22 protein-coding genes and 1 pseudogene are annotated in these 21,841 nt (G+C 60.0%); 12 read left to right on the forward strand and 11 right to left on the reverse strand.

Annotation, left to right across the window (positions count from 1 at the left end; genetic code table 11):
• The first annotated feature begins 316 nt into the window (after nt 1–316).
• On the forward strand, nt 317–2,956 hold the full coding sequence (mprF, locus tag HU743_RS02960; protein WP_186646829.1) for a bifunctional lysylphosphatidylglycerol flippase/synthetase MprF: 2,640 nt from the start codon (nt 317–319) through the stop codon (nt 2,954–2,956).
• Nucleotides 2,956–4,251 carry a virulence factor family protein gene (locus HU743_RS02965; RefSeq protein ID WP_186646831.1) on the forward strand — a complete coding sequence of 432 codons (1,296 nt, stop codon included), beginning with the start codon at nt 2,956–2,958 and terminating at the stop codon, nt 4,249–4,251. The genes mprF and HU743_RS02965 overlap by 1 nt, the downstream gene beginning before the upstream one ends.
• A gap of 168 nt (nt 4,252–4,419) precedes the next feature.
• Here HU743_RS02965 and HU743_RS02970 read toward each other — a convergent pair.
• A pseudogene (locus tag HU743_RS02970) lies at nt 4,420–4,605 on the reverse strand (hypothetical protein); the annotation flags it as partial.
• A gap of 1 nt (nt 4,606) precedes the next feature.
• On the reverse strand, nt 4,607–5,374 hold the full coding sequence (locus HU743_RS02975) for a MarR family transcriptional regulator (RefSeq protein WP_186646833.1): 768 nt from the start codon (nt 5,372–5,374) through the stop codon (nt 4,607–4,609).
• Nucleotides 5,375–5,496: 122 nt separating this feature from the next.
• Between HU743_RS02975 and HU743_RS02980 the strand changes: the two genes are divergently transcribed.
• Complete coding sequence (locus HU743_RS02980; protein WP_186646835.1) at nt 5,497–5,832, forward strand: DUF3077 domain-containing protein; 336 nt, start codon at nt 5,497–5,499, stop codon at nt 5,830–5,832.
• A 121-nt stretch (nt 5,833–5,953) separates the two neighbouring features.
• Here HU743_RS02980 and HU743_RS02985 read toward each other — a convergent pair whose 3' ends face one another.
• Nucleotides 5,954–7,855: a potassium transporter Kup gene (locus HU743_RS02985; RefSeq protein ID WP_186646837.1), complete on the reverse strand. Its 1,902-nt coding sequence runs from the start codon at nt 7,853–7,855 to the stop codon at nt 5,954–5,956.
• A 289-nt stretch (nt 7,856–8,144) separates the two neighbouring features.
• On the opposite strand from HU743_RS02985, the gene rimO reads away from it, so the two are divergent.
• From rimO to tsaA, 6 genes are all read left to right on the forward strand, one after another.
• Nucleotides 8,145–9,482, forward strand: coding sequence for a 30S ribosomal protein S12 methylthiotransferase RimO (gene rimO / locus HU743_RS02990; protein WP_186635397.1), 1,338 nt, complete (start codon nt 8,145–8,147; stop codon nt 9,480–9,482).
• Nucleotides 9,483–9,700: 218 nt separating this feature from the next.
• Nucleotides 9,701–10,174: a GNAT family N-acetyltransferase gene (locus HU743_RS02995; RefSeq protein WP_186646839.1), complete on the forward strand. Its 474-nt coding sequence runs from the start codon at nt 9,701–9,703 to the stop codon at nt 10,172–10,174.
• Nucleotides 10,175–10,365: 191 nt separating this feature from the next.
• The gene (locus HU743_RS03000; RefSeq protein ID WP_186646841.1) at nt 10,366–11,076 is read left to right on the forward strand and encodes an rRNA pseudouridine synthase; all 711 of its coding nucleotides are present in this window, start codon (nt 10,366–10,368) and stop codon (nt 11,074–11,076) included.
• 71 nt (nt 11,077–11,147) lie between these two features.
• Entirely contained in the window at nt 11,148–11,615 is a 468-nt protein-coding gene (locus HU743_RS03005; RefSeq protein ID WP_186646843.1) for a DUF1456 family protein, read from the forward strand.
• 136 nt (nt 11,616–11,751) lie between these two features.
• Complete coding sequence (locus tag HU743_RS03010) at nt 11,752–12,522, forward strand: SDR family oxidoreductase (protein ID WP_186646845.1); 771 nt, start codon at nt 11,752–11,754, stop codon at nt 12,520–12,522.
• Nucleotides 12,523–12,704: 182 nt separating this feature from the next.
• On the forward strand, nt 12,705–13,403 hold the full coding sequence (tsaA, locus tag HU743_RS03015; protein WP_186646849.1) for a tRNA (N6-threonylcarbamoyladenosine(37)-N6)-methyltransferase TrmO: 699 nt from the start codon (nt 12,705–12,707) through the stop codon (nt 13,401–13,403).
• Nucleotides 13,404–13,504: 101 nt separating this feature from the next.
• Here tsaA and fpr read toward each other — a convergent pair whose 3' ends face one another.
• Nucleotides 13,505–14,284, reverse strand: coding sequence for a ferredoxin-NADP reductase (gene fpr / locus HU743_RS03020; protein ID WP_007908723.1), 780 nt, complete (start codon nt 14,282–14,284; stop codon nt 13,505–13,507).
• 132 nt (nt 14,285–14,416) lie between these two features.
• Here fpr and HU743_RS03025 point away from each other — a divergent pair, with 132 nt between their 5' ends.
• Nucleotides 14,417–15,343 carry a LysR family transcriptional regulator gene (locus HU743_RS03025; protein ID WP_186646850.1) on the forward strand — a complete coding sequence of 309 codons (927 nt, stop codon included), beginning with the start codon at nt 14,417–14,419 and terminating at the stop codon, nt 15,341–15,343.
• Here HU743_RS03025 and HU743_RS03030 read toward each other — a convergent pair.
• The 3 genes from HU743_RS03030 to HU743_RS03040 form a co-directional block, all read right to left on the reverse strand.
• The gene (locus tag HU743_RS03030) at nt 15,340–15,702 is read right to left on the reverse strand and encodes a diacylglycerol kinase (RefSeq protein WP_003222276.1); all 363 of its coding nucleotides are present in this window, start codon (nt 15,700–15,702) and stop codon (nt 15,340–15,342) included. The genes HU743_RS03025 and HU743_RS03030 overlap by 4 nt on opposite strands.
• 74 nt (nt 15,703–15,776) lie before the next feature.
• A complete protein-coding gene (gene erdR / locus HU743_RS03035; RefSeq protein WP_186646861.1) occupies nt 15,777–16,427 on the reverse strand; it encodes a response regulator transcription factor ErdR in 651 nt (216 codons plus the stop codon).
• Nucleotides 16,428–16,650: 223 nt separating this feature from the next.
• Entirely contained in the window at nt 16,651–17,397 is a 747-nt protein-coding gene (locus tag HU743_RS03040) for a tRNA-uridine aminocarboxypropyltransferase (RefSeq protein WP_186646863.1), read from the reverse strand.
• Between the two features lie 190 nt (nt 17,398–17,587).
• On the opposite strand from HU743_RS03040, the gene HU743_RS03045 reads away from it, so the two are divergent.
• Nucleotides 17,588–18,016: a PA3611 family quorum-sensing-regulated virulence factor gene (locus HU743_RS03045; protein WP_186646865.1), complete on the forward strand. Its 429-nt coding sequence runs from the start codon at nt 17,588–17,590 to the stop codon at nt 18,014–18,016.
• On the opposite strand, the gene HU743_RS03050 is transcribed toward HU743_RS03045, so the two are convergent.
• Nucleotides 18,017–18,211 carry a hypothetical protein gene (locus tag HU743_RS03050; protein ID WP_186550304.1) on the reverse strand — a complete coding sequence of 65 codons (195 nt, stop codon included), beginning with the start codon at nt 18,209–18,211 and terminating at the stop codon, nt 18,017–18,019.
• Nucleotides 18,212–18,528: 317 nt separating this feature from the next.
• Between HU743_RS03050 and HU743_RS03055 the strand changes: the two genes are divergently transcribed.
• Nucleotides 18,529–19,647 carry a TIGR00730 family Rossman fold protein gene (locus tag HU743_RS03055; RefSeq protein WP_186646866.1) on the forward strand — a complete coding sequence of 373 codons (1,119 nt, stop codon included), beginning with the start codon at nt 18,529–18,531 and terminating at the stop codon, nt 19,645–19,647.
• A gap of 57 nt (nt 19,648–19,704) precedes the next feature.
• Here HU743_RS03055 and recX read toward each other — a convergent pair whose 3' ends face one another.
• The 3 genes from recX to HU743_RS03070 form a co-directional block, all read right to left on the reverse strand.
• Entirely contained in the window at nt 19,705–20,172 is a 468-nt protein-coding gene (recX, locus tag HU743_RS03060) for a recombination regulator RecX (protein WP_186646867.1), read from the reverse strand.
• 8 nt (nt 20,173–20,180) lie between these two features.
• Complete coding sequence (gene recA / locus HU743_RS03065; RefSeq protein WP_186550298.1) at nt 20,181–21,239, reverse strand: recombinase RecA; 1,059 nt, start codon at nt 21,237–21,239, stop codon at nt 20,181–20,183.
• Between the two features lie 83 nt (nt 21,240–21,322).
• Nucleotides 21,323–21,823, reverse strand: a complete 501-nt coding sequence (locus HU743_RS03070; protein WP_186646868.1) for a nicotinamide-nucleotide amidohydrolase family protein — start codon at nt 21,821–21,823, stop codon at nt 21,323–21,325.
• Between the last annotated feature and the right edge of the window lie 18 nt (nt 21,824–21,841).

Genomic DNA, 21,841 nt, shown 5'->3' on the forward strand with positions numbered 1-21,841 from the left:
CCGAAGGTCGTCGGTTCAAATCCGGCTCCCGCAACCAAACATCAAAAAAGGCTACTCGAAAGAGTGGCCTTTTTTGTATCTGTCGAAAAAGTCCTTTCGCAACAATGATCTGTCACTGTGCAGTGAAACCGCTGGGGATCATCGGAGCCGCCATCTGCGACCTGACTCAAGACGCAGAAAGGCCCTTCGCAATCCGGGAACTGCCCTCGCCGATGCCCGACGAGAGGCGTAGTATTTTGTGATTATTTTTTTCTACAGGGATTGGTAACTTGGCTGGATACCTCCATCCTGTCGCGCACAATCCAAGAGGTGATTGATGCGCGCCAACTCGTCTGATCCACAAGACACCGTCACAGCAGAGCAACCGATCAAACCCCAGCGTTTGCGCTGGCTGGATCGGTTAAGCAAATACCGTCAACCGATCGGCCTGGCCGTCACGTTGCTGCTGTTTGCCGTTGCCCTGATTGCCTGCCGCCATCTGCTCGCCGAACTCGATCTCGACGCGCTGCATGACTCGATTCTCGACGTCCCGAAACCGGCCCTGCTCGGTGCTCTCGGGGCGACCGTGGTCGGCTTCGTCATCCTGCTCGGCTATGAATGGTCGGCCAGCCGCTACGCCGGTGTAACGTTGCCACCGCGCATGCTCGCCCTCGGCGGCTTTACCGCATTTGCGATTGGCAATGCGATTGGCCTGTCGCTGCTCTCCGGCGGCTCGGTTCGCTATCGTTTATATGCGCGATTGGGCGTCGGTGCGTCGGAAGTCGCACACATGACCCTGTTCGCCAGCCTCTCGCTGGGCTGCGCCTTGCCGCCGCTGGCTGCGCTGGCCACCTTGAGCAACCTGCCGGCCGCCTCGCAAGCGCTGGGTTTGTCCCAGGTTTTGTTGGGCTCCGTCGCCGCCGCTGTGCTGATCCTTGGTGCGGTGCTGGCGATCGGCATCTATCGCCGTCGCCTGCCGGAACAACCCTACCCCGACAATCTGCTGGTCAAGGCCGGGCGCCGCACGCTGCGCCTGCCGGGCCGGCGCCTGACCCTCCTGCAACTGGTGATCACCGCCCTCGACGTCGCGGCTGCCGCCACGGTGCTCTACCTGTTGCTGCCGGAAGCGCCGCCCTTTGCACCGTTCCTGCTGGTGTACCTGTTGGCTTTGGCCGCCGGTGTACTCAGTCACGTGCCGGGCGGCGTTGGTGTGTTCGAAGCGATTCTGCTCGCCGCATTTGCCGACAAGCTCGGTGCCGCACCACTGGCCGCCGCCCTGCTGCTGTATCGCCTGATTTATGTGGTGCTGCCGCTGCTGGTCGCCTGCGTATTGCTGCTGATCAACGAAGGCCAGCGTCTGTTTCAGAGCCAGACCCTGCGTGCGGCGTCCGGACTGGCCGCGCCGATTCTGGCGGTGCTGGTGTTCCTGTCGGGCGTGGTGCTGCTGTTTTCCGGCGCCACCCCGGAGATCGACACGCGTCTGGAGCACATCGGCTTTCTGATCCCGCATCGTCTGGTTGACGCGTCGCACTTCGGCGCCAGCCTGATTGGCGTGCTCTGTCTGTTGCTCGCCCAGGGTCTGCGTCGTCGTCTATCGGCGGCGTGGATGTTGACCACCATTTTGCTGCTGGTCGGCGCCCTGCTCTCGCTACTCAAAGGCTTTGACTGGGAAGAAGCCACGCTGATGACCCTGACGGCCGCCCTGCTCGGTGTGTTCCGCCGCTCCTTCTATCGCCCGAGCCGTCTGACCGAACTGCCGTTTTCGCCGCTGTATCTGGTCGCTAGCCTGTGTGTGCTGGGTGCTTCGGCGTGGTTGCTGCTGTTTGCCTATCAGGACGTACCTTACAGCCACCAGCTCTGGTGGCAGTTCACTCTGGATGCTGACGCCCCGCGTGGTCTGCGCTCGCTGCTCGGCGCTGCGGTGCTGCTGGTGGTGATTTCTCTGACCTGGCTGCTGCGCACCGCACGCCCAGTGATTCATCTGCCGACACCCGAAGAACTCGAGCGCGCGGCGAAGATCCTCATGGCGTCGGCGCAACCCGACGGCGGCCTCGCCCTGACCGGTGACAAGGCGTTGCTGTTCCACCCCAACGATGAGGCGTTTCTGATGTATGCCCGCCGTGGCCGCAGCCTGGTGGCGCTGTACGACCCGATCGGGCCGAGCCAGCAACGCGCGGAAATGATCTGGCAGTTCCGTGACCTGTGCGACATCCATCACGCCCGCCCGGTGTTCTATCAGGTGCGCGCCGAGAACCTGCCCTACTACATGGACATCGGCCTGACCGCAATCAAGCTCGGCGAAGAAGCGCGGGTCGATCTGCAGCGTTTCGACCTGGAAGCCAAGGGCAAGGAGATGAAGGACCTGCGCTACACCTGGAACCGTGGCACCCGCGACGGCCTGTCGCTGGAAATCCATGAGCCGGGTCAGGCGCCGATGGCTGAACTCAAGGTGATTTCCGATGCCTGGCTGACCGGCAAGAACGTGCGCGAGAAAGGCTTCTCCCTCGGCCGCTTCAGTGACGAATACCTGAAGCATTTCCGCATCGCCGTGATTCGCTTCGAAGGCCGCCCGGTAGCGTTCGCCAACCTGCTCGAGACCTACAGCCACGATCTGGCCAGTCTCGACCTAATGCGCGCGCACCCGGAGGCGCCGAAGCTGACCATGGAATTCATGATGGTCGGCCTGATTCAACACTATAAGAGTCACGGATACGCGCGCTTCAGCCTGGGCATGGTGCCGTTGTCGGGGTTGCAACCCCGGCGTGGTGCGCCGCTGACCCAACGACTGGGCTCGATGGTCTTCCGCCGTGGTGAGCAGTTGTACAACTTCCAAGGCTTGCGCCGCTTCAAAGACAAGTTCCAGCCTGACTGGGAACCCCGTTATATGGCCGTGCCCGCCGGACTCGATCCGCTCGTGGCGCTGGCCGACACTGCTGCCCTGATCGCGGGCGGCTTGACTGGATTGGTGAAACGCTGATGATTCAACGCTCCCTGAAGTACATCCTGGCCGCCCTGCTGGTGCTGGCCGTGATTGCCGGCGGTTGTTTCTGGTACCTCAAACGCCCGGCACCGGAACCGACCGTCGAACAGCTCAAACCCGCCGATGGCGCGGCCATGACCCGGGTGATCCCGGGCACCAAAGCCAAGGCCCAGGTGCTGGTGGCGGTCACCGACGAGCAGAAGCTCTCCGAGAAACAACTGACTACCCTCAGCCGCAGCGCTTCGGCGCAGATCGTTCAGGTGATCCTGCCCAAGGACTGCCTGCTGCAAAGCCGCGCCCTGCAAGCGGGCCTGCGCGAACTGAACGGCCCGGCGACACTGGTCAGCGGCATCGGCCCGGGCGCCGTGCTGGCGTGGCGCTGGCTGGCGGAACAGAAAGACGACAAGGCGCAGGCCATCTCCGTCGATCTGGCCCTGGAAAAACCCGGCTGCACCCACCTGCTGCCGAAATCCGCCGCCCACGGCCACTGGCTGGTCGCGTGGAACGACAACCCGGACGACACCAGCGCCGGTTTCGTGCGTGATCAACCGAACGCCGAGACCAGCATCAGCGACTACGACATCAACCTGCCGCAAGTGCTGAACAACGAACTGCGCAAAATCCTCGTCGGCGGCGACAAGGCCAACGGCGGCCTGGCGATCCCGGTGGTGGAAGTGCCGGCCGGCCAGGCCAACGACACCGTGACCCTGTTCCTCTCCGGCGACGGCGGCTGGCGCGACCTCGACCGCGATGTGGCGGGGGAAATGGCCAAGATCGGCTACCCGGTGGTCGGCATCGACACCCTGCGCTACTACTGGCAGCACAAGAGCCCGGAACAAAGCGCCCTCGACCTCACCGAATTGATGCAGCACTACCGGCAGAAATGGGGCACCAAGCGCTTCATCCTCACCGGTTACTCGTTCGGCGCCGACGTCCTCCCGGCGATCTACAACCGCCTGCCAGAGAACGAACAGCAGCGCGTCGACGCCATCATCCTGCTCGCCTTCGCCCGCACCGGCAGCTTCGAAATCGAAGTCGAAGGCTGGCTCGGCAACGCCGGCAAAGAAGCCGCCACCGGCCCGGAAATGGCCAAGCTGCCAGCGGCGAAGGTTGTGTGCATCTATGGCGAGGAAGAGACCGACGAGAGTGGCTGCACCGACAAGACTGCCGTTGGCGAAGCGGTGAAACTACCCGGCGGTCATCACTTCGACGAGAACTACCCGGCGCTGGCCAAGCGTCTGGTGGATCTGATTCAGAAGCGCCAGAGCAAGGATTCGGTGGCGCAAGAGTGATCTGAAGCACCGACCACAAAAAGCCCCTGCAACTTCACGGTTGCGGGGCTTTTTACATTCCAGCCGCGACCAAAATCTCCTGGTGGGAGCGGGCTGGATTCAGACAGCTCATCAGCCTTGCGGGCCAAGCTGAACATCTATCCACGTGACATCATCGTCGCCAACGCTACCGGCCAGCTCGATCACTAGATCAACGTCATCAGTGAAACGAATGTCGTCCAGCACGGCTGTATCTGTAACCAGCATGGCGGTTGTGCAACCGCCAACAAAGGCAACTTCGGCGAGAAACGCCTCGCCCAAGCCTTCAGCCACGAACTCAATGAGTTCGTAGTTGTGATCCGCGTTTGACGACATGTTATTTCAGCCCCATTCCTGCCTTCAGAATACTGATTGCCACACCACACTCACGCGGACCGCCCAGACGGATTGCATCAGCGAGCGCCAGATAGTGGTAAAGGATCCGGTCTTTTTTCAACGCTTCCGGCACTGTTTTGTAAAGCGGCTCTATCGCTTGGCCTCGCTCGGTTCCATGCGCATCCGGCCAGACCGGAATCAAACCACCCGCACTCTTGATGCTTTTGGACAGCGCAGGCGCCGCAAAGCCTGTGGGTATGCCACGAACGATCGCGCCAGGCTTGACTGGGAAGAAGTACTTCAGCGCGTGCTCGGTAATTTTCAGCAGTTCCCGGCGGTGCACTCTGGCAAGCCCGGTGTCGTAGTCATGAATGAGCAATCCGGATTCCCGGCATCGTGCGAGAGCATTTGAGACTTCGCTTTTGCTCAGTCCAAGAGAGGCAGACAGTGCACGCAGAGAGTACCGATCGCTCCAACTTGTCAGCGGTGGATCAGATGCTGGTTCCGCCCATCCCTCCCAGCCTGGCCCATCAGCAAAAGGTGAATCGAATTCGCGGCGGTGAAAGATTGTGTCTTCTCCATCAGTGGAATAGGTGACCAATGGCTTCCCCACACTCTCCCCTGCGGTCATTCGGCTGACGACATAAGGCCTGAGCAGCTCTTCGACCCTGTCCGAATTCGATTCGGCCTCCATCTCCCCCAAAAGGTTCTCTTCCTGAGCGTGGAGACTGGCCATTTTGAACAAAAGTAAAATGTCTTGACTCTTCATTTAGCTCAAAACCTCAAGTGTCCACATTCCATAAAACGTGGACACTTGTCTCACTGACGAGGCCGAGTCGTCAAGCCCTTGGGTTGATCACTAACCGCTACATACCTTGCCCGCATATCGTCATGGCTGATTACGTGGGCCAAATCAAAGATGAGCAATCGTTCACTGGCCTTCTTTTCGATCCGAAGGGCCCTTGGTTCATCTTGTACTTGTTGTTCAAATCCTTCGCAGAAGACGCAGCCTTCAACAGATACACCGACCGTCATTCCAGGGCTGCGCATTACCTGACGGCGATGGGCAAAGCCTTGATTGATGACATGATTCAGGCGCTGATTTCGAGACCTGCACGCGCCAAGAGCGAATCTGAAGCGGATCCATCTGTACGCACCTCAGACCTGTGGGAGCGGGCTTGCTCGCGAAGGCGGTGGATCAGCCACTGGGGATGTCGACTGACATGACGCATTCGCGGGCAAGCCCGCTCCCACAAGGGGATTGGTGCAGGATTCAATCGAAGTGCACAGGCACAAAAAAGCCCCCGCCAACCACAAGGCTGATGGGGGCTTTTCATTTGAGAGAGGCCTACATCTCCACCTGCGTCCCCAACTCAATCACCCGGTTCAGCGGCAGATTGAAGAAGCGCAAATTGCCATTGGCATTCTTCAACATGAACGCAAACAACGCTTCCCGCCAACGCGCCATGCCCTCGAGTTTCGAGGCGATCACCGTTTCCCGACTGAGGAAGTAAGTCGTACGCATCGGGCTGAAGTCGAGGTCTTCGAGGTGGCACAGCTTCAACGCCTGCGGCACGTCCGGCTCGTCGGTGAAGCCAAAGTGCAGGATCACCCGGAAGAAGCCCTCCCCGTGCGCTTCGACTTCAAAGCGTCGCGATGGCGGCACACGCGGAATATCTTCATAGACCACGGTCAACAGCACCACCTGCTCATGCAGCACCTGGTTATGCAGCAGGTTGTGCAGCAGCGCATGCGGCACAGCGTCGGAGCGCGCGGTGAGGAAAACAGCGGTGCCCTGCACGCGATGCGGTGGTTGCACGCGGATACTGCTGATGAAGATCGGCAGCGGCAGCGCGCCTTCGTCGAGGCGGTCGACCAATAGTTGTTTGCCGCGCTTCCAGGTGGTCATCAGCACGAACAGGGCAATACCGGCGATCACCGGGAATGCGCCGCCCTGAACGATCTTCGGCACGTTGGCGGCGAAGTACAGGCCATCGACCAACAGGAAACCGAGCAGCACCGGGACCGCGAGGATCGGTGGCCATTTCCACAGCAGCAGCATCACCGCCGACACCAGAATGGTGGTCATCAGCATGGTCCCGGTCACCGCCACGCCGTAGGCCGAAGCCAGTGCGCCGGAGGACTCGAAGCCGATCACCAGCAGGACCACGCCGACCATCAGCGCCCAGTTCACCGCGCCGATGTAGATCTGGCCCTGCTCGTCGCTGGAGGTGTGCTGGATGTACATGCGCGGAATGTAGCCGAGCTGGATCGCCTGACGGGTCAGGGAGAACGCACCGGAAATCACCGCTTGCGAGGCGATCACCGTGGCCAGGGTCGACAGGCCAACCAGCGGAATCAATGCCCAGCTCGGTGCCAGCAGATAAAACGGGTTACGCGCCGCGTCAGGATTTTCCAGCAGTAACGCGCCCTGGCCGAAGTAGTTCAGCACCAGCGCCGGCAGCACCAGCAGGAACCACGCACGAGCAATCGGCTTGCGGCCGAAGTGGCCCATGTCGGCGTACAGCGCTTCGGCGCCGGTCAGCGCCAGCACCACGGCGCCAAGGATCGCCACGCCCATGCCTGGGTGAACCGTGAAGAAGCGCACGGCCCAGACCGGGTTCATCGCGTGCAGCACTTCTGGCGCGTGGCTGATGCCATACACGCCGAGGGCGCCGAGGACGAGGAACCAAGTGACCATGATCGGCCCGAACAGAATGCCGATTCGCGCTGTGCCGTGCTTCTGGATCAGAAACAGCGCCACCAGCACCACCAGCGACAATGGCACCACCCAGTGATCGATGCCGTCAAACGCCAAGCCCAGACCTTCAATCGCTGAAAGCACTGAAATGGCCGGGGTGATCATGCTGTCGCCGTAAAACAGCGCCGCGCCGATCAGTCCGCAGACCACCAACAGCGTGCGCAGGCGCTTGCGCCCCGCCGCTGCTCGCCGCGCCAGTGCGGTGAGGGCCATGATGCCGCCCTCGCCCTGGTTGTCGGCGCGCAGGACAAACATCATGTATTTGATCGAGACCACCCAGATCAGCGACCAGAAGATCAACGACAGGATGCCGAGCACGCCGTCGTGATTGACCGGCACACCGTATCCGCCGGAAAACACCTCCTTGAGGGTGTACAACGGACTGGTGCCGATGTCGCCGTAAACCACCCCGACCGCCGCGACCAGCATGCTCAGCGGCCTGCTTGCCGAACCTTCGGCGCCTGCCGCATGATTACTTGCCTGACCCATCCATCACTCCTGATCTCAATACCGGCTTCTTTGAAGGAAGCACTATGCTTTGTGCTGCAGCATGCGCTGTTTTACCTGTTGTTACAGACGTTTTGTTGACTGTAAAAAATTGGTAAAGCTCAACGGCGCGAAGCATAGCGCAGCACTCGTCGTATTTCCCCGTATAAAGCTGGTCAAGTGCGTTGCCCGCCGCTAGAATTGCGCACTTTTTGATCAGAGGCGCGCCTTAAGCGCCCATCCGTCGGCTTCCGTACCCCGAAGGCGACGTCACAAAACACCGAGGTTAGACATGTCCACCACTCCTGCGCCGGCCAATCCAAAGGTTGGCTTTGTATCTCTGGGTTGCCCGAAAGCACTGGTCGACTCCGAGCGCATCCTGACCCAGCTGCGCATGGAAGGCTATGACGTGGTGTCCACCTATCAGGACGCCGACGTCGTGGTGGTCAATACCTGCGGTTTCATCGATTCGGCCAAGGCTGAGTCTTTGGAAGTGATCGGCGAAGCGATCAAGGAAAACGGCAAGGTGATCGTCACCGGCTGCATGGGCGTGGAAGAAGGCAACATTCGCAACGTGCACCCGAGCGTACTGGCTGTGACCGGTCCTCAGCAGTACGAGCAAGTGGTCAACGCCGTGCACGAAGTCGTGCCGCCGCGTAAGGATCACAACCCGCTGATCGACCTGGTGCCGCCGCAAGGCATCAAGCTGACCCCGCGTCACTACGCCTACCTGAAGATTTCCGAAGGCTGCAACCACAGCTGCTCGTTCTGCATCATCCCGTCGATGCGCGGCAAACTGGTCAGCCGTCCGGTGGGCGATGTGCTCGACGAAGCTCAGCGTCTGGTCAAGTCCGGCGTGAAAGAGCTGCTGGTGATTTCCCAGGACACCAGCGCTTACGGCGTCGACGTGAAATACCGCACCGGTTTCTGGAACGGCGCACCGGTGAAAACCCGCATGACCGAGCTGTGCGAAGCCCTGAGCACCTTGGGCGTCTGGGTCCGCTTGCACTACGTTTATCCGTACCCGCACGTCGACGAGCTGATCCCGCTGATGGCCGCCGGCAAGATCCTGCCGTACCTGGACATCCCGTTCCAGCACGCCAGCCCGAAAGTCCTGAAGTCGATGAAACGCCCGGCGTTCGAAGACAAGACCCTGGCACGGATCAAGAACTGGCGCGAAATCTGCCCGGATCTGATCATCCGCTCGACCTTCATCGTCGGTTTCCCGGGCGAGACAGAAGAAGACTTCCAATACCTGCTCAACTGGCTGACCGAAGCCCAGCTCGATCGCGTCGGCTGCTTCCAGTATTCGCCGGTTGAAGGCGCGCCAGCCAACGATCTGGACCTGGACGTGGTGCCGGACGACGTCAAACAGGACCGTTGGGACCGCTTCATGGCGCACCAGCAGGCAATCAGCTCGGCACGCCTGCAAATGCGCATCGGCCGTGAGATCGAAGTGCTGGTGGATGAGGTTGACGAGCAAGGCGCGGTTGGCCGTTGCTTCTTCGATGCCCCGGAAATCGATGGCAACGTGTTTATCGACAACGGCAGCAATCTGAAGCCGGGCGACAAAGTCTGGTGCAAGGTGACTGACGCTGACGAATACGATTTGTGGGCTGAGCAGATCTAAGCACCACGCAAAACCTGTGGGAGCAGGCTTGCTCGCGAAAGCGGTGAATCAGTCAGTGAAGATGCCGGCTGATGTGACGCATTCGCGAGCAAGCCCGCTCCCACCAGGGACAGTGCAGAATTCGAAAGCCCCGCTCTTTTTCAGGATGCGGGGCTTTTTTGCGGCTATCGTTTAGCGGGGGACGGACTCCCTTGAACACGCACGAGAGGCACACGCACATGCGTCAGCATTCGGTCATCCACACACCGAAAATCAGCGATTACGAAGAACTGACCCGGGTCTGGGAGGCCTCGGTCCGCGCCACCCATGACTTTCTGCCAGACAGCTACATCGAGCTGCTGCGCAATCTGGTGCTCACCCGCTATCTCGATGCGGTGATGCTGATCTGCACCCGGGACGGCCAGCAACGCATCACCGGGTTTGCCGGTGTTGCGGCGGGCAAGATTGAAATGCTGTTTATCGACCCCGATCATCGCGGTCAGGGTCTGGGCAAGCAGTTGCTCAGATACGCGATCGAACGGTTGAATGCCGACGAACTGGACGTCAACGAACAGAATCCGCAAGCCTTGGGCTTTTATCAGAAACAGGGCTTCGAGGTCATCGGCCGTTCCGAAGTCGATGGCATGGGCCAGCCGTATCCGTTGCTGCACATGCGGTTGCGGCAGTCCCAGCAACGCTCGAACCATGCCTGACATCACATAGAACAAACTGTGGGAGCGAGCCTGCTCGCGAAAGGGGCGGGCCGGTCACTGCTGATGTGACTGAAAAAACCTCTTCGCGAGCAGGCTCGCTCCCACATTGAATACAGCGCCTGCAAATGGAACCGGGCTTAACCGCTTCCACACAGGTACAATGCCCACCCCTTTTTTGTTACGGCCCTGTCATGACTGACCCGATTCGCCTCTCCAAACGCCTCATCGAACTGGTTGGTTGCTCCCGCCGGGAGGCCGAGCTGTTCATCGAGGGCGGCTGGGTCACCGTGGACGGCGAAGTCATTGACGAGCCGCAATTCAAGGTCGGCGACCAGAAAGTCGAACTCGACAAAGATGCCAAGGCCACCGCGCCGGAGCCGGTGACCATCCTGCTCAACGCGCCTGCCGGCATGGATGTCGAGAGCGCCATGCAATCGCTCAGCGCCGAAACCCTCAGCGAAGAGCATCGCTACAGCAAGCGCCCGTTGCGCGGGCACTTCCTGCGCCTGACCGCCAGCGCCGACCTGCAGCCCAACGCCAGCGGCCTGCTGGTGTTCACCCAGGACTGGAAAATCCTGCGCAAGCTCACCGCCGACGCGGCGAAGATCGAGCAGGAATACATCGTCGAAGTCGAAGGCGAGATGGCCGCCCACGGCCTCAACCGCTTGCAGCACGGCCTGACACACAAGGGCAAGGAACTGCCGCCGGTCAAGGCCAGCTGGCAAAATGAAAACCGCCTGCGCTTCGCCATGAAAAACCCGCAGCCGGGGATCATCGCGCAGTTCTGCGCAGCGGTGGGCCTGAAGGTCATCGGCATCCGCCGCATCCGCATCGGCGGCGTCTCGATCGGCAAAGTCCCGGTTGGCCAATGGCGCTACCTGTCCGGCAAAGAGAAGTTCTAGGGTTTGCACTGCCGCCACACATTTCGGCAGCGCCCCCCGAGCGCTGCCCACCACGCATCAGGAATACCGACATGGTTCATAACGACGTACTGCGCAGCGTGCGCTACATGCTCGACATCAGCGACAAGAAAGTCGTCGAGATCATCAAACTTGGCGGCATGGACGTAGCGCTCGCTGACGTCCTGACCTGGCTCGACAAGAAGGAAGAAGACGAAGAAGGCTTCGTACGCTGCCCGGACGAAGTCATCGCGCACTTTCTCGACGGCCTGGTGGTCTTCAAGCGCGGCAAGGACGAAAGCCGTCCGCCGCAGCCGATCGAAGTACCGGTGACCAACAACATCATCCTGAAAAAGCTGCGCGTCGCCTTCGAACTGAAAGAAGACGACATGCATGCGATTCTCAAAGCCGCCGAGTTCCCAGTGTCCAAACCTGAACTGAGCGCGCTGTTCCGCAAGGTCGGCCACACCAACTATCGTCCGTGTGGCGACCAGTTGCTGCGCAACTTCCTCAAGGGCCTCACGCTCCGCGTGAGAGCGTAAAGCAGCGACAAGCTGCAAGCTAGAAGCTAGAAGCGGCAAGGCGGGGCATTGTTTTTTGACTTGCCGCTTGTAGCTTGCAGCTCGAAGCTGGCCGCATGGCCTAGAGTGTACTGATCCCTAGCCCTCAGGAGTCGCCATGCACCCCTACTTTTCCCTGCAAGGCCGCACCGCGCTGGTGACCGGCGGCACCCGTGGTATTGGCAAAATGATCGCCAAGGCCTTCGTCGAGGCCGGCGCCCATGTCTATGTCTGCTCGCGCGACGTAGAAGCCTGCCACCAAACTGCTGAAGAACTTGCCGCGCTGGGCATTTGCCATGGCGTGGCGGCGAATCTGGCCACCGAAGAAGGCGTGCGGGAATTGGCTGCGCGCCTGGGCGAGCAGATCACTCATCTGGATATTCTGGTGAACAACGCTGGCACCACCTGGGGCGCACCGCTGGAGAGCTACCCCGTCAAAGGCTGGGAAAAGGTCATGCAGCTCAACGTGACCTCGGTGTTCAGCTGCATTCAGCAGTTCCTGCCGCTGCTGCGCAAGGCCGGTTCGGCGGCGAATCCGGCGCGGATCATCAATATCGGTTCGGTAGCGGGGATTTCTTCGTTCGGCGAGCAGGCGTATGCCTACGGCCCGAGTAAAGCGGCCCTGCATCAGCTGTCGCGCATTCTCGCGCGCGAGCTGGTGAGCCAGCACATCAACGTCAACGTGATTGCGCCGGGGCGGTTTCCGAGCAAGATGACCCGGCATATTGGTAATGATGAACAGGCGTTGGCTGAGGATACTGCGCTGATTCCGATGAAGCGCTGGGGGCGTGAGGAGGAGATGGCGGCGCTGGCGATCAGCCTGGCGAGTACGGCCGGGGCCTATATGACCGGGAATATTATTCCGCTGGATGGGGGGTTCAGCCTCTGAGATCGGCGGTGAAGCTATCGCGAGCAGGCTCACTCCTACAGGGATTTTCAGCGAGCACAGATTTTGTGTACACCCATGACCCTGTAGGAGTGAGCCTGCTCGCGATAGCGTCAGCCAGTCACCACCAGATCTAAGGGCTGCCGGGTTATCATCCCCCCCCCACCCCGCGTCGATTCAAAACCATGACTTACAGCGTTTCCCCCATCGGCTTCGTGCGCTCCTGCTTCAAGGAGAAGTTCGCCATCCCCCGTCAGCCACAACTGGCCCCGGCTGCCCGTGGTGTGCTGGAACTGGTCGCACCGTTCGACCAGGGTGATGCCGTACAGGGCCTGGAGCAGGTCAGTCATGTGTGGCTGTTGTTCCTGTTCCATCAGGCGCTGGAGGAAAAGCCACGCCTGAAAGTTCGCCCGCCGCGCCTGGGCGGCAACAAGTCGATGGGCGTGTTCGCTACTCGCGCCACCCATCGCCCTAACGGCATCGGCCAATCGGTGGTGAAACTGGACAAGGTCGAAGCCCATCGCCTGTTCATCTCCGGGATTGATCTGCTCGACGGCACGCCGATTCTCGACATCAAACCCTACGTGCCATATGCCGATATCATCCCGGGGGCGAGAAACGATATCGCCAGCGCCGCGCCGCAACTGATTGACGTGCAGTGGGCGGAGTCGGCGCTGCAACAGGCGCATACACATGCCCAGCGCCTCGATGAGCCGTTGGTTGAGCTGATTGAACAGTGCCTGGCTCAGGATCCTCGTCCGGCCTATCAGACACCGGCACCGGAACGTGAATACGGTGCGCAATTCTGGGATCTCGACGTGCGCTGGCATTATCCGACGCCGGAGCAGATCCGCGTGCTGGAAGTTATCCCCACCGGGGATTGATGCTCGCGGTCGATGTAGGATCGTGGCAAGCATGAAGAAAATGTGTCGGGCATAAAAAAGCCCCCATTGCCTGCCAAGGCAATGGGGGCTGTCTGTGGTGCTTACTTCTCGACGAACGCACGCTCGATCAGGTAATCACCCGGCTCGCGCATCCGCGCCGAAATCTTCAGGCCGAAGCTGTCGAGCACTTCGCTGGTCTCGTCGAGCATGCTCGGGCTGCCGCAGATCATCGCGCGGTCGTCCTGCGGGTTGATCGGAGGCAGGCCGATGTCGCTGAACAGCTTGCCGCTGCGCATCAGGTCGGTCAGACGGCCCTGATTCTCGAACGGCTCGCGGGTCACGGTCGGGTAGTAGATCAGCTTGTCACGCAGCGCTTCGCCGAAGAACTCGTTCTGCGGCAGGTGCTCGGTGATGAATTCGCGGTAGGCGACTTCGTTGACGTAACGCACACCGTGAACCAGGATCACTTTTTCAAAGCGCTCGTAGGTTTCCGGATCCTGAATGACGCTCATGAACGGCGCCAGACCGGTGCCAGTACTCAGCAGGTACAAATGCTTGCCCGGGTTCAGGTCATCCAGCACCAGAGTGCCGGTAGGCTTTTTCGAGATGATGATCTCGTCGCCTTCCTTCAAGTGCTGCAGTTGCGAGGTCAGCGGACCGTCCTGCACCTTGATGCTGAAGAATTCCAGATGCTCTTCCCAATTCGGGCTGGCGATCGAGTAAGCGCGCATAAGCGGGCGGCCGTTGGGCTGCTGCAGGCCGATCATCACGAACTGACCGTTCTCGAAGCGCAGGCCCGGATCGCGGGTGCACTTGAAGCTGAACAGAGTGTCGTTCCAGTGATGAACACTGAGGACACGCTCGTGGTTCATGTTGCTCATGTACGTTTGACTCCTGGAGATTGGTCTGCGCGGCTCAATGAGGCTTAACGTGCGCAATTGCATCGCATTCTAATAGCGACGACAATATCTGTTAACTGGATTATTAAGATAAGGGTTATCGGTTATATCGATATGCGATTTACTCTCCGTCAACTGCAAGTCTTCGTCGCCGTCGCCCAGCAGGAAAGCGTATCCCGTGCTGCGGGTCTGCTCAACCTCTCGCAGTCGGCTGCCAGCACCTCGATCACCGAACTTGAGCGCCAGTCCAGCTGCCAGCTGTTCGACCGCGCCGGTAAACGGCTGAGTCTCAACGCCCTCGGCAAACAGCTGTTGCCGCAAGCGGTGGCTCTGCTTGATCAGGCCAAGGAGATCGAAGACCTGCTTAATGGCAAATCCGGTTTCGGCTCACTGTCGGTAGGCGCGACGCTGACCATCGGCAATTATCTGGCGACCCTGCTGATTGGCGGCTTCATGCAGCGCCACCCGGAAAGTCAGGTGAAACTGCATGTGCAGAACACAGCCAATATCGTGCAACAAGTCGCCCACTACGAAATTGACCTGGGTCTGATTGAAGGCGATTGCAGCCATCCCGACATTGAAGTGCAGAGCTGGGTCGAAGATGAGCTGGTGGTGTTCTGCGCGCCGCAGCATCCACTGGCCAAGCGCGGCAGCGCGAGCATGGAAGAGCTGACTCATGAGGCGTGGATTCTGCGCGAACAGGGTTCCGGCACGCGCCTGACCTTTGATCAGGCCATGCGCCACCATCGCAGCGCGTTAAACATCCGTCTGGAGCTGGAACACACCGAAGCGATCAAGCGCGCAGTGGAATCAGGCCTGGGGATCGGCTGCATTTCGCGCCTGGCGCTGCGCGATGCGTTTCGCCGCGGCAGCCTGGTGGCGGTGGAAACGCCGGACCTGGACCTGGCCCGGCAGTTTTACTTCATCTGGCATAAACAGAAATACCAGACCTCGGCCATGCGCGAGTTTCTCGATCTGTGCCGCGCGTTTACCGCCGGGGTGCAGCGCAGCGACGAGATTGTCCTGCCCAACATCGCTTAAAGCAGAATCACCGCCCACACCAGCGCGATCATGCTCAGCGCCACAAATTGCGCGGCGCTGCCCATGTCCTTGGCGTTTTTCGACAGTGGATGCAGCTCCAGCGAAATTCGGTCAATGGCCGCTTCAACGGCCGAGTTCAGCAATTCGACGATCAGCGCCAGCAGACATACTGCGATCAACAACGCCTGTTCCACACGGCTGACGTTCAGGAAAAACGTCAGCGGAATCAGCACGACATTGAGCAGTACCAATTGACGGAACGCGGCTTCGCCGGTGAACGCTGCGCGCAGGCCGTCGAGCGAATAGCCAGACGCGTTGAGGATACGTTTCAGGCCGGTCTGGCCCTTGAAAGGTGACATAACGTTGAGACCAACCAAAAAGGAGTGGGGAAGCTAGATCAACAAGAGTCAAAAAAGCGTGAAACCCGCGGCCATCACTGGCTCGGAATTGACTCAAGTTGTTGCAGCAGTAAAGCCGCTTGCGTACGGGTGCGTACATTCAGTTTGCGAAAGATCGCCGTGACGTGGGCCTTGATGGTCGCTTCCGACACACTCAACTCATAGGCAATCTGCTTGTTCAGCAGGCCCTCGCAGACCATGGTCAACACGCGGAACTGCTGAGGTGTCAGGCTGGCGAGGCCATCGCTGGCGGCTTTGGCCTCATCGGAGACGCTGACCGCTTCAAATGCCTGCGGCGGCCAGAACACATCGCCGTCGAGCACCTTGCGCACGGCTTCCTGAATCACGCTCAGGTCGCTGGACTTGGGAATGAAGCCACTGGCACCGAACTCGCGGGATTTGACCATCACCGACGCTTCTTCCTGGGCCGAGACCATCACCACCGGTATCTGCGGGTACTGACCGCGCAGCAGCACCAGCCCGGAAAACCCGTAGGCGCCAGGCATGTTCAGGTCCAGCAGGACCAGATCCCAGTCGGCCTTTTCTGTCAGGCGGGTTTCCAGTTCGGCGATGCTCGCGACTTCCACCAGACGAACTTCCGGGCCAAGGCCCAGCGTCAGTGCTTGATGCAGCGCGCTACGAAAAAGCGGGTGATCGTCGGCAATCAGGATGTCGTATGTGGCCATTTTTCAAATGATCCTGTTTTTTGATGGCAGACCCGGTGCATTCCGGTCTGGCCAAAGCAACTCGAGATGCCGCTTCAAGCGAGATCCACAGGGGCACGTTCAACGCCAATCCACAGCAAACACGGCGTTTCAAACCTTGGCCGCACCCTAATCGGCGCCAAGCATGCCCAGCGAAGCCGGGGTGGTCAAGCAGCAGGGCCGCTGCGGCGGACAGTATGGGCCACTATTGGGCCAACTCCGGCTGCGGCTTTCGTATATAGGGCAGCAACTCAGCGTGGGCCGGCGTCGATTCATTCATTTCCAGCTGCTGCTTGGCGCCGAGGTAATGCTGGCTGAACACGTCGAAATAGGCGTCCAGCGCTGAAGCGGCATCACGGTCGCCCGCCAGCTCCAGGCACAGCGCCGCGACTTCGGCGGTGCACAGATGTTCGCTGCGGGTCGAGCGGCGCAAGCGGTAACGTGACAGTTTGTCGGGCAGCAGGCTCAGAATCGGCAAGCGATCGAAATACGGACTCTTGCGGAAAATCTTCCGGGCTTCGGTCCAGGTAGCATCGAGCAGGATGAACAGCGGGCGCTTGCTGCTATTTAGGGCGACGCTGTTGGTCACGCGCGACGGCTCGACGTATTCGCCGGGAAACACCAGATAGGGCTGCCATTGCGGATCGTTGAGCAACGCCAGCATCTGCCGGTCAGGCTCGGTGCGAGACCAGATGAACGCGTGGTTATCGCGCACCACGTCGGCAATCAGCCAACCGGTATTACTCGGTTTGAACACTTCCTTGCCGGTCATGATCAGGCACACGCCGGAACGGGTCTCGACGCTGGGACGCCAGGCGCACAGGCAATGACTGATGATCACCCGGCAATCACGGCAACGCTCGGAGCGAAAGCCGCGCGCCTGAATCGGCTTGATGCCTTCATCCTCGCGCTGGTCGCGCAAACGGGCGACGGCGTTGGGGGCGTGATTCATTGCGGGCAACGCCGGCAGACAGGAAAACTCGACACGAACAACACTCGGCAGGGGCAGTAAAGCGCGGCAGTTTACCAGAGCAACAGGCACAAGCCTGTACCGTCCAGACCGGCTCCCCTATAATTCGCCCCCACTGAACGCACAGCCCCGTGGTTGGTCGAACCACCAGTCACCGAATCAGGAGAGTTTCATGCTGCGCCTTATCGTTCCCACCGCTGCCATTCTGCTGGCGTCGTCCTTCACCGCTCAGGCTGCATCCCTGAGTGAGCAGAATCTGAACAGAGAGCTGCGCAACGTCGCCGCCCAAAGCAGCGTCGGCACGCCTCGGGCAATCAATGAAGACATTCTTGACCAGGGCTACACCGTCGAAGGCACTCAGTTGATCAACCACCTGAGCGTACAAAAGAGCCACGCCGACAAAATGCGTGCCGACCCGAAAGCGGTGTACTTCCAGCTCGGTGCCTCGGTCTGCAACAACCCTTCGTACCGCAAGCTGATGGCCAAGGGCGCGATCATGCGTTACGACTTCACCGAAGTGAAAACCAACAAAGCCATCGGCTCCGCCAGTTATCAGGAATCGGACTGCCCGAAAGCGGCCCCGGCGAAGAAGAAGAAGTAATCAGCGCGAATTGGCGCGCCGCTGTTCATCCTCGGCGCGCAACTCGGCCAGCAAGGCCTGTAGATAGTGCGAGCGACGCTCGCCACCGGCCAACCGTCGGCAGCACTCTTCTTCGAGACTGACCTGATTGGCCTCGGCTGATGCCTTCAACATTCGATACAGCTGTGTATCGATCTCCAGAATCACTTTGGCCATTTGGCCTGCCTCCGTGCCACCCGCAAATCCTTGAAGCAATCCTCGCTACCTGTCTGTCAGTAAATCAGAGGGTTGGTCGCGCGGTTTATGTTCGGACGAACGGTGGCGGCACTGGCCTTCATTCAAATGGCAGTTGCCAGCCAGGACGTTGCGGCGCAATGATCAACTCAGCGCAAATGCTCGCGAGGGTCTAGATTCAGAGTATTCCCGAACACTTGCAAACGGCAGAAAAGGAACTGCCGCCGATGCGTGTTTTTGCAGTGCGGCACTGACGCCGCTCGTCAGGGCCACCCGCTCTGTGCAGAAGGAGACGTTGAATGCCTTACCAACCGAATGACCTCTTGAGCCGTCATTTTCAGGAAAACGGCCCCGACCTCGTCAGCCAGGTCGAAGAACAACTCAAGCGTGTTTCACCCGACAGCCCCAACCTGCCCATTTACCGCGACATGATCCTGACCGTGTTGCGCATGGCCCAGGAAGATCACAACCGCTGGAACGCCAAAATCACCTTGCAAGCCCTGCGCGAACTGGAACAAGCGTTTCGGGTACTGGAACAATTCAAGGGGCGACGCAAAGTCACCGTATTCGGCTCGGCACGCACGCCGGTGGAGCATCCGCTGTACGCCATGGCGCGCGAACTCGGCGCAGCCTTGACGCGCGCCGACATGATGGTCATCACCGGTGCCGGGGGCGGCATCATGGCTGCCGCGCACGAAGGAGCCGGACGTGATCACAGCCTGGGGTTCAACATCACCCTGCCCTTCGAGCAACATGCCAACCCCACCGTGGACGGCACCGATTACCTGCTGCCTTTCCACTTCTTCTTCACGCGCAAGCTGTTCTTCGTCAAGGAGGCTGATGCCCTGGTGCTGTGCCCGGGCGGTTTTGGCACGCTGGATGAAGCGCTGGAAGTGCTGACCCTGATCCAGACCGGGAAAAGTCCGCTGGTGCCGGTGGTCCTGCTGGATGCGCCGGGCGGCACGTTTTGGCAAGGCGCGATGGATTTCATCCGGAGCCAGCTGGAGAACAACCGCTACATACTGCCGACCGACATGAAGCTGATGCGCCTGGTCTACACCGTTGAGGAAGCGGTCGAACAGATCAATCAGTTCTACAGCAACTTCCACTCCAGCCGCTGGCTCAAACGGCAGTTCGTGATCCGCATGAACCATAAGCTCAGCGATCAGGCACTGGCGCAGATGCAGGACGAATTCGCGGATCTGTGTCTGAGCGATCAGTTTCATCAACACGCCTACAGCGGTGAAGAACACGACGAAGCGCAATTCAGCCACCTGGCGCGCCTGGCGTTTGCCTTCAATGGCCGCACGCACGGGCGTCTGCGTGAACTGGTCGATTATATCAACCTGCCGGAAAACTGGGCCGATTCCAAACCGTCCACTGCACAACGTTCGCGCGAACCTTCCAGCGTGATTTGAAAGCAAAAAAAAACGGCCCGCTATTTTTCAATAGCGGGCCGTTTTCATTGAATCGGGTTAATCGTCCATCCCTCGACCGCTGAACAAGCGGTTGATCATCTCCATCGAGAACCCCCGATACGCAAGAAAACGGCCTTGTTTGGCTCGTTCCTTCGCATCAATGGGCAAATGCCCGGAGAACTTGCGCTGCCACGTATCCTGAAGCTGCGCCTGCCAGTCGATACCGCTTTCGCGCAGAGCAAGTTCGATATCGGCGCGTTGCAAACCGCGCTGACTCAGTTCCTCGCGAATTCGCAGAGGGCCATAGCCAGAGCGGGCACGATAGGAGACAAAACTTTCAAGGTATCGGGCTTCGCTAAGCAGTCCCTCTTCCGTCAAACGGTCGAGGGCTGCTTCGATCAACTCTGCCTCAGCGCCACGCTGACGCAGCTTGCGCGTCAGCTCGACTCGACCGTGCTCGCGACGTGCGAGCAGGTCCATGGCGGTTCGCCGCACCGCGACGAGGGTATCGAGTACAAGTGTCATTCAACGACTCAAACGTCGACATCGGCCTCGGCCATGTTATCGACCTTGTCCCGGGAGGCCAAAGCCTTGACGTCTGCCACTGGTGCCAGCAGCTTGTCACGCAGTTGCTTCTCGAGCTTGGCGGCGACTTCCGGATTGTCAGCCAGGAACTTGGCCGAGTTGGCCTTGCCCTGACCGATCTTGGTGCCTTCGTAGGCATACCAGGCGCCGGACTTCTCGACGAAACCGTGCAGCACGCCCAAGTCGATCATCTCGCCATTGAGGTAGATGCCCTTGCCGTAAAGAATCTGGAACTCGGCCTGACGGAACGGCGAAGCGACCTTGTTCTTCACAACCTTGACGCGGGTTTCGCTGCCGACCACTTCGTCGCCTTCTTTCACCGCGCCGGTACGGCGGATATCGAGACGAACCGAGGCGTAGAACTTCAGCGCGTTACCACCGGTGGTGGTTTCCGGGCTGCCGAACATCACGCCGATCTTCATGCGGATCTGGTTGATGAAGATCACCAGGCAGTTGGCGTTCTTGATGTTACCGGTGATTTTACGCAGCGCCTGAGACATCAGACGGGCTTGCAGGCCGACGTGCATGTCGCCCATTTCACCTTCGATTTCAGCCTTCGGCACCAGTGCTGCCACGGAGTCGACGATGATCACGTCAACGGCGTTGGAGCGCACCAGCATGTCGGTGATTTCCAGTGCCTGCTCGCCAGTGTCCGGCTGGGACACCAGCAGGTCGTCGACGTTGACGCCCAGTTTGCCGGCGTACTCAGGATCGAGGGCGTGTTCGGCGTCGACAAATGCGCAGGTCGCGCCGGCTTTTTGCGCCTGGGCGATCACCGACAGCGTCAGCGTGGTTTTACCGGAAGATTCAGGACCGTAGATTTCAACAATACGGCCTTTTGGCAGGCCGCCGATGCCGAGTGCAATGTCCAGACCCAGAGAGCCAGTGGAGATGGATGGGATCGCCTGACGGTCCTGATCGCCCATACGCATTACGGCACCCTTGCCGAATTGACGTTCGATCTGACCCAGGGCCGCAGCCAAGGCTTTCTTCTTGTTGTCGTCCATTAAAGTCCTCACGTAATCAATAAGGCCTGACGGCCAACACCTGTATAAGTAGCCAGTATTATTCCACAGCGTTCGCGGATCGCCTACCCCTGATTTTCGATTTCTCGTGCCGCTAGTCGCACAAGCCCCTCTAGCGCGGCCTTCACCGTTTGTCGGCGGACTTCATCGCGATTGCCTGCAAAGTGTCGCACCTCACTGCAAATCGCCTCGCCGACGCCCCAGGCCAGCCACACCGTACCGACCGGCTTGTTCGGTGTGCCGCCGTCAGGGCCGGCGATACCGCTGACCGCCACGGCAAACCGCGCCAGGCTTTTATCCTGAGCACCGCGCACCATGGCTTCGACCACCTCGCGGCTGACCGCCCCCACCGTTTCGAACAACTCGCCGGGCACATTCAGTTGCTGGGTTTTCTGCCGGTTCGAATAGGTGACATACCCTGCCTCGAACCACGCCGAACTGCCCGCAACCCGAGTGATCGCTTCGGCGATGCCGCCGCCGGTACACGACTCGGCGGTGGTCACGTGGGCATTGAGCACTTGCAGGTGTCGGCCAAGCTCGGCGGCCAGTTGGGTGATCTCTTTCACGGCGCACTCCGGATCGTG

Origin of the sequence: Pseudomonas sp. SWRI99 (assembly GCF_014270125.1) — a bacterium.
GTDB classification, from domain to species: Bacteria; Pseudomonadota; Gammaproteobacteria; order Pseudomonadales; family Pseudomonadaceae; genus Aquipseudomonas; species Aquipseudomonas hamedanensis.

Bases quoted from the DNA above. Each gene is read 5' to 3' on its own strand.
- mprF (WP_186646829.1), top strand. From the start codon at position 317: ATGCGCGCCAACTCGTCTGATCCACAAGACACCGTCACAGCAGAGCAA.
- HU743_RS02965 (WP_186646831.1), top strand. From the start codon at position 2,956: ATGATTCAACGCTCCCTGAAGTACATCCTGGCCGCCCTGCTGGTGCTG.
- HU743_RS02975 (WP_186646833.1), bottom strand. From the start codon at position 5,374: ATGAAGAGTCAAGACATTTTACTTTTGTTCAAAATGGCCAGTCTCCAC.
- HU743_RS02980 (WP_186646835.1), top strand. From the start codon at position 5,497: ATGGCTGATTACGTGGGCCAAATCAAAGATGAGCAATCGTTCACTGGC.
- HU743_RS02985 (WP_186646837.1), bottom strand. From the start codon at position 7,855: ATGGGTCAGGCAAGTAATCATGCGGCAGGCGCCGAAGGTTCGGCAAGC.
- rimO (WP_186635397.1), top strand. From the start codon at position 8,145: ATGTCCACCACTCCTGCGCCGGCCAATCCAAAGGTTGGCTTTGTATCT.
- HU743_RS02995 (WP_186646839.1), top strand. From the start codon at position 9,701: ATGCGTCAGCATTCGGTCATCCACACACCGAAAATCAGCGATTACGAA.
- HU743_RS03000 (WP_186646841.1), top strand. From the start codon at position 10,366: ATGACTGACCCGATTCGCCTCTCCAAACGCCTCATCGAACTGGTTGGT.
- HU743_RS03005 (WP_186646843.1), top strand. From the start codon at position 11,148: ATGGTTCATAACGACGTACTGCGCAGCGTGCGCTACATGCTCGACATC.
- HU743_RS03010 (WP_186646845.1), top strand. From the start codon at position 11,752: ATGCACCCCTACTTTTCCCTGCAAGGCCGCACCGCGCTGGTGACCGGC.
- tsaA (WP_186646849.1), top strand. From the start codon at position 12,705: ATGACTTACAGCGTTTCCCCCATCGGCTTCGTGCGCTCCTGCTTCAAG.
- fpr (WP_007908723.1), bottom strand. From the start codon at position 14,284: ATGAGCAACATGAACCACGAGCGTGTCCTCAGTGTTCATCACTGGAAC.
- HU743_RS03025 (WP_186646850.1), top strand. From the start codon at position 14,417: ATGCGATTTACTCTCCGTCAACTGCAAGTCTTCGTCGCCGTCGCCCAG.
- HU743_RS03030 (WP_003222276.1), bottom strand. From the start codon at position 15,702: ATGTCACCTTTCAAGGGCCAGACCGGCCTGAAACGTATCCTCAACGCG.
- erdR (WP_186646861.1), bottom strand. From the start codon at position 16,427: ATGGCCACATACGACATCCTGATTGCCGACGATCACCCGCTTTTTCGT.
- HU743_RS03040 (WP_186646863.1), bottom strand. From the start codon at position 17,397: ATGAATCACGCCCCCAACGCCGTCGCCCGTTTGCGCGACCAGCGCGAG.
- HU743_RS03045 (WP_186646865.1), top strand. From the start codon at position 17,588: ATGCTGCGCCTTATCGTTCCCACCGCTGCCATTCTGCTGGCGTCGTCC.
- HU743_RS03050 (WP_186550304.1), bottom strand. From the start codon at position 18,211: ATGGCCAAAGTGATTCTGGAGATCGATACACAGCTGTATCGAATGTTG.
- HU743_RS03055 (WP_186646866.1), top strand. From the start codon at position 18,529: ATGCCTTACCAACCGAATGACCTCTTGAGCCGTCATTTTCAGGAAAAC.
- recX (WP_186646867.1), bottom strand. From the start codon at position 20,172: ATGACACTTGTACTCGATACCCTCGTCGCGGTGCGGCGAACCGCCATG.
- recA (WP_186550298.1), bottom strand. From the start codon at position 21,239: ATGGACGACAACAAGAAGAAAGCCTTGGCTGCGGCCCTGGGTCAGATC.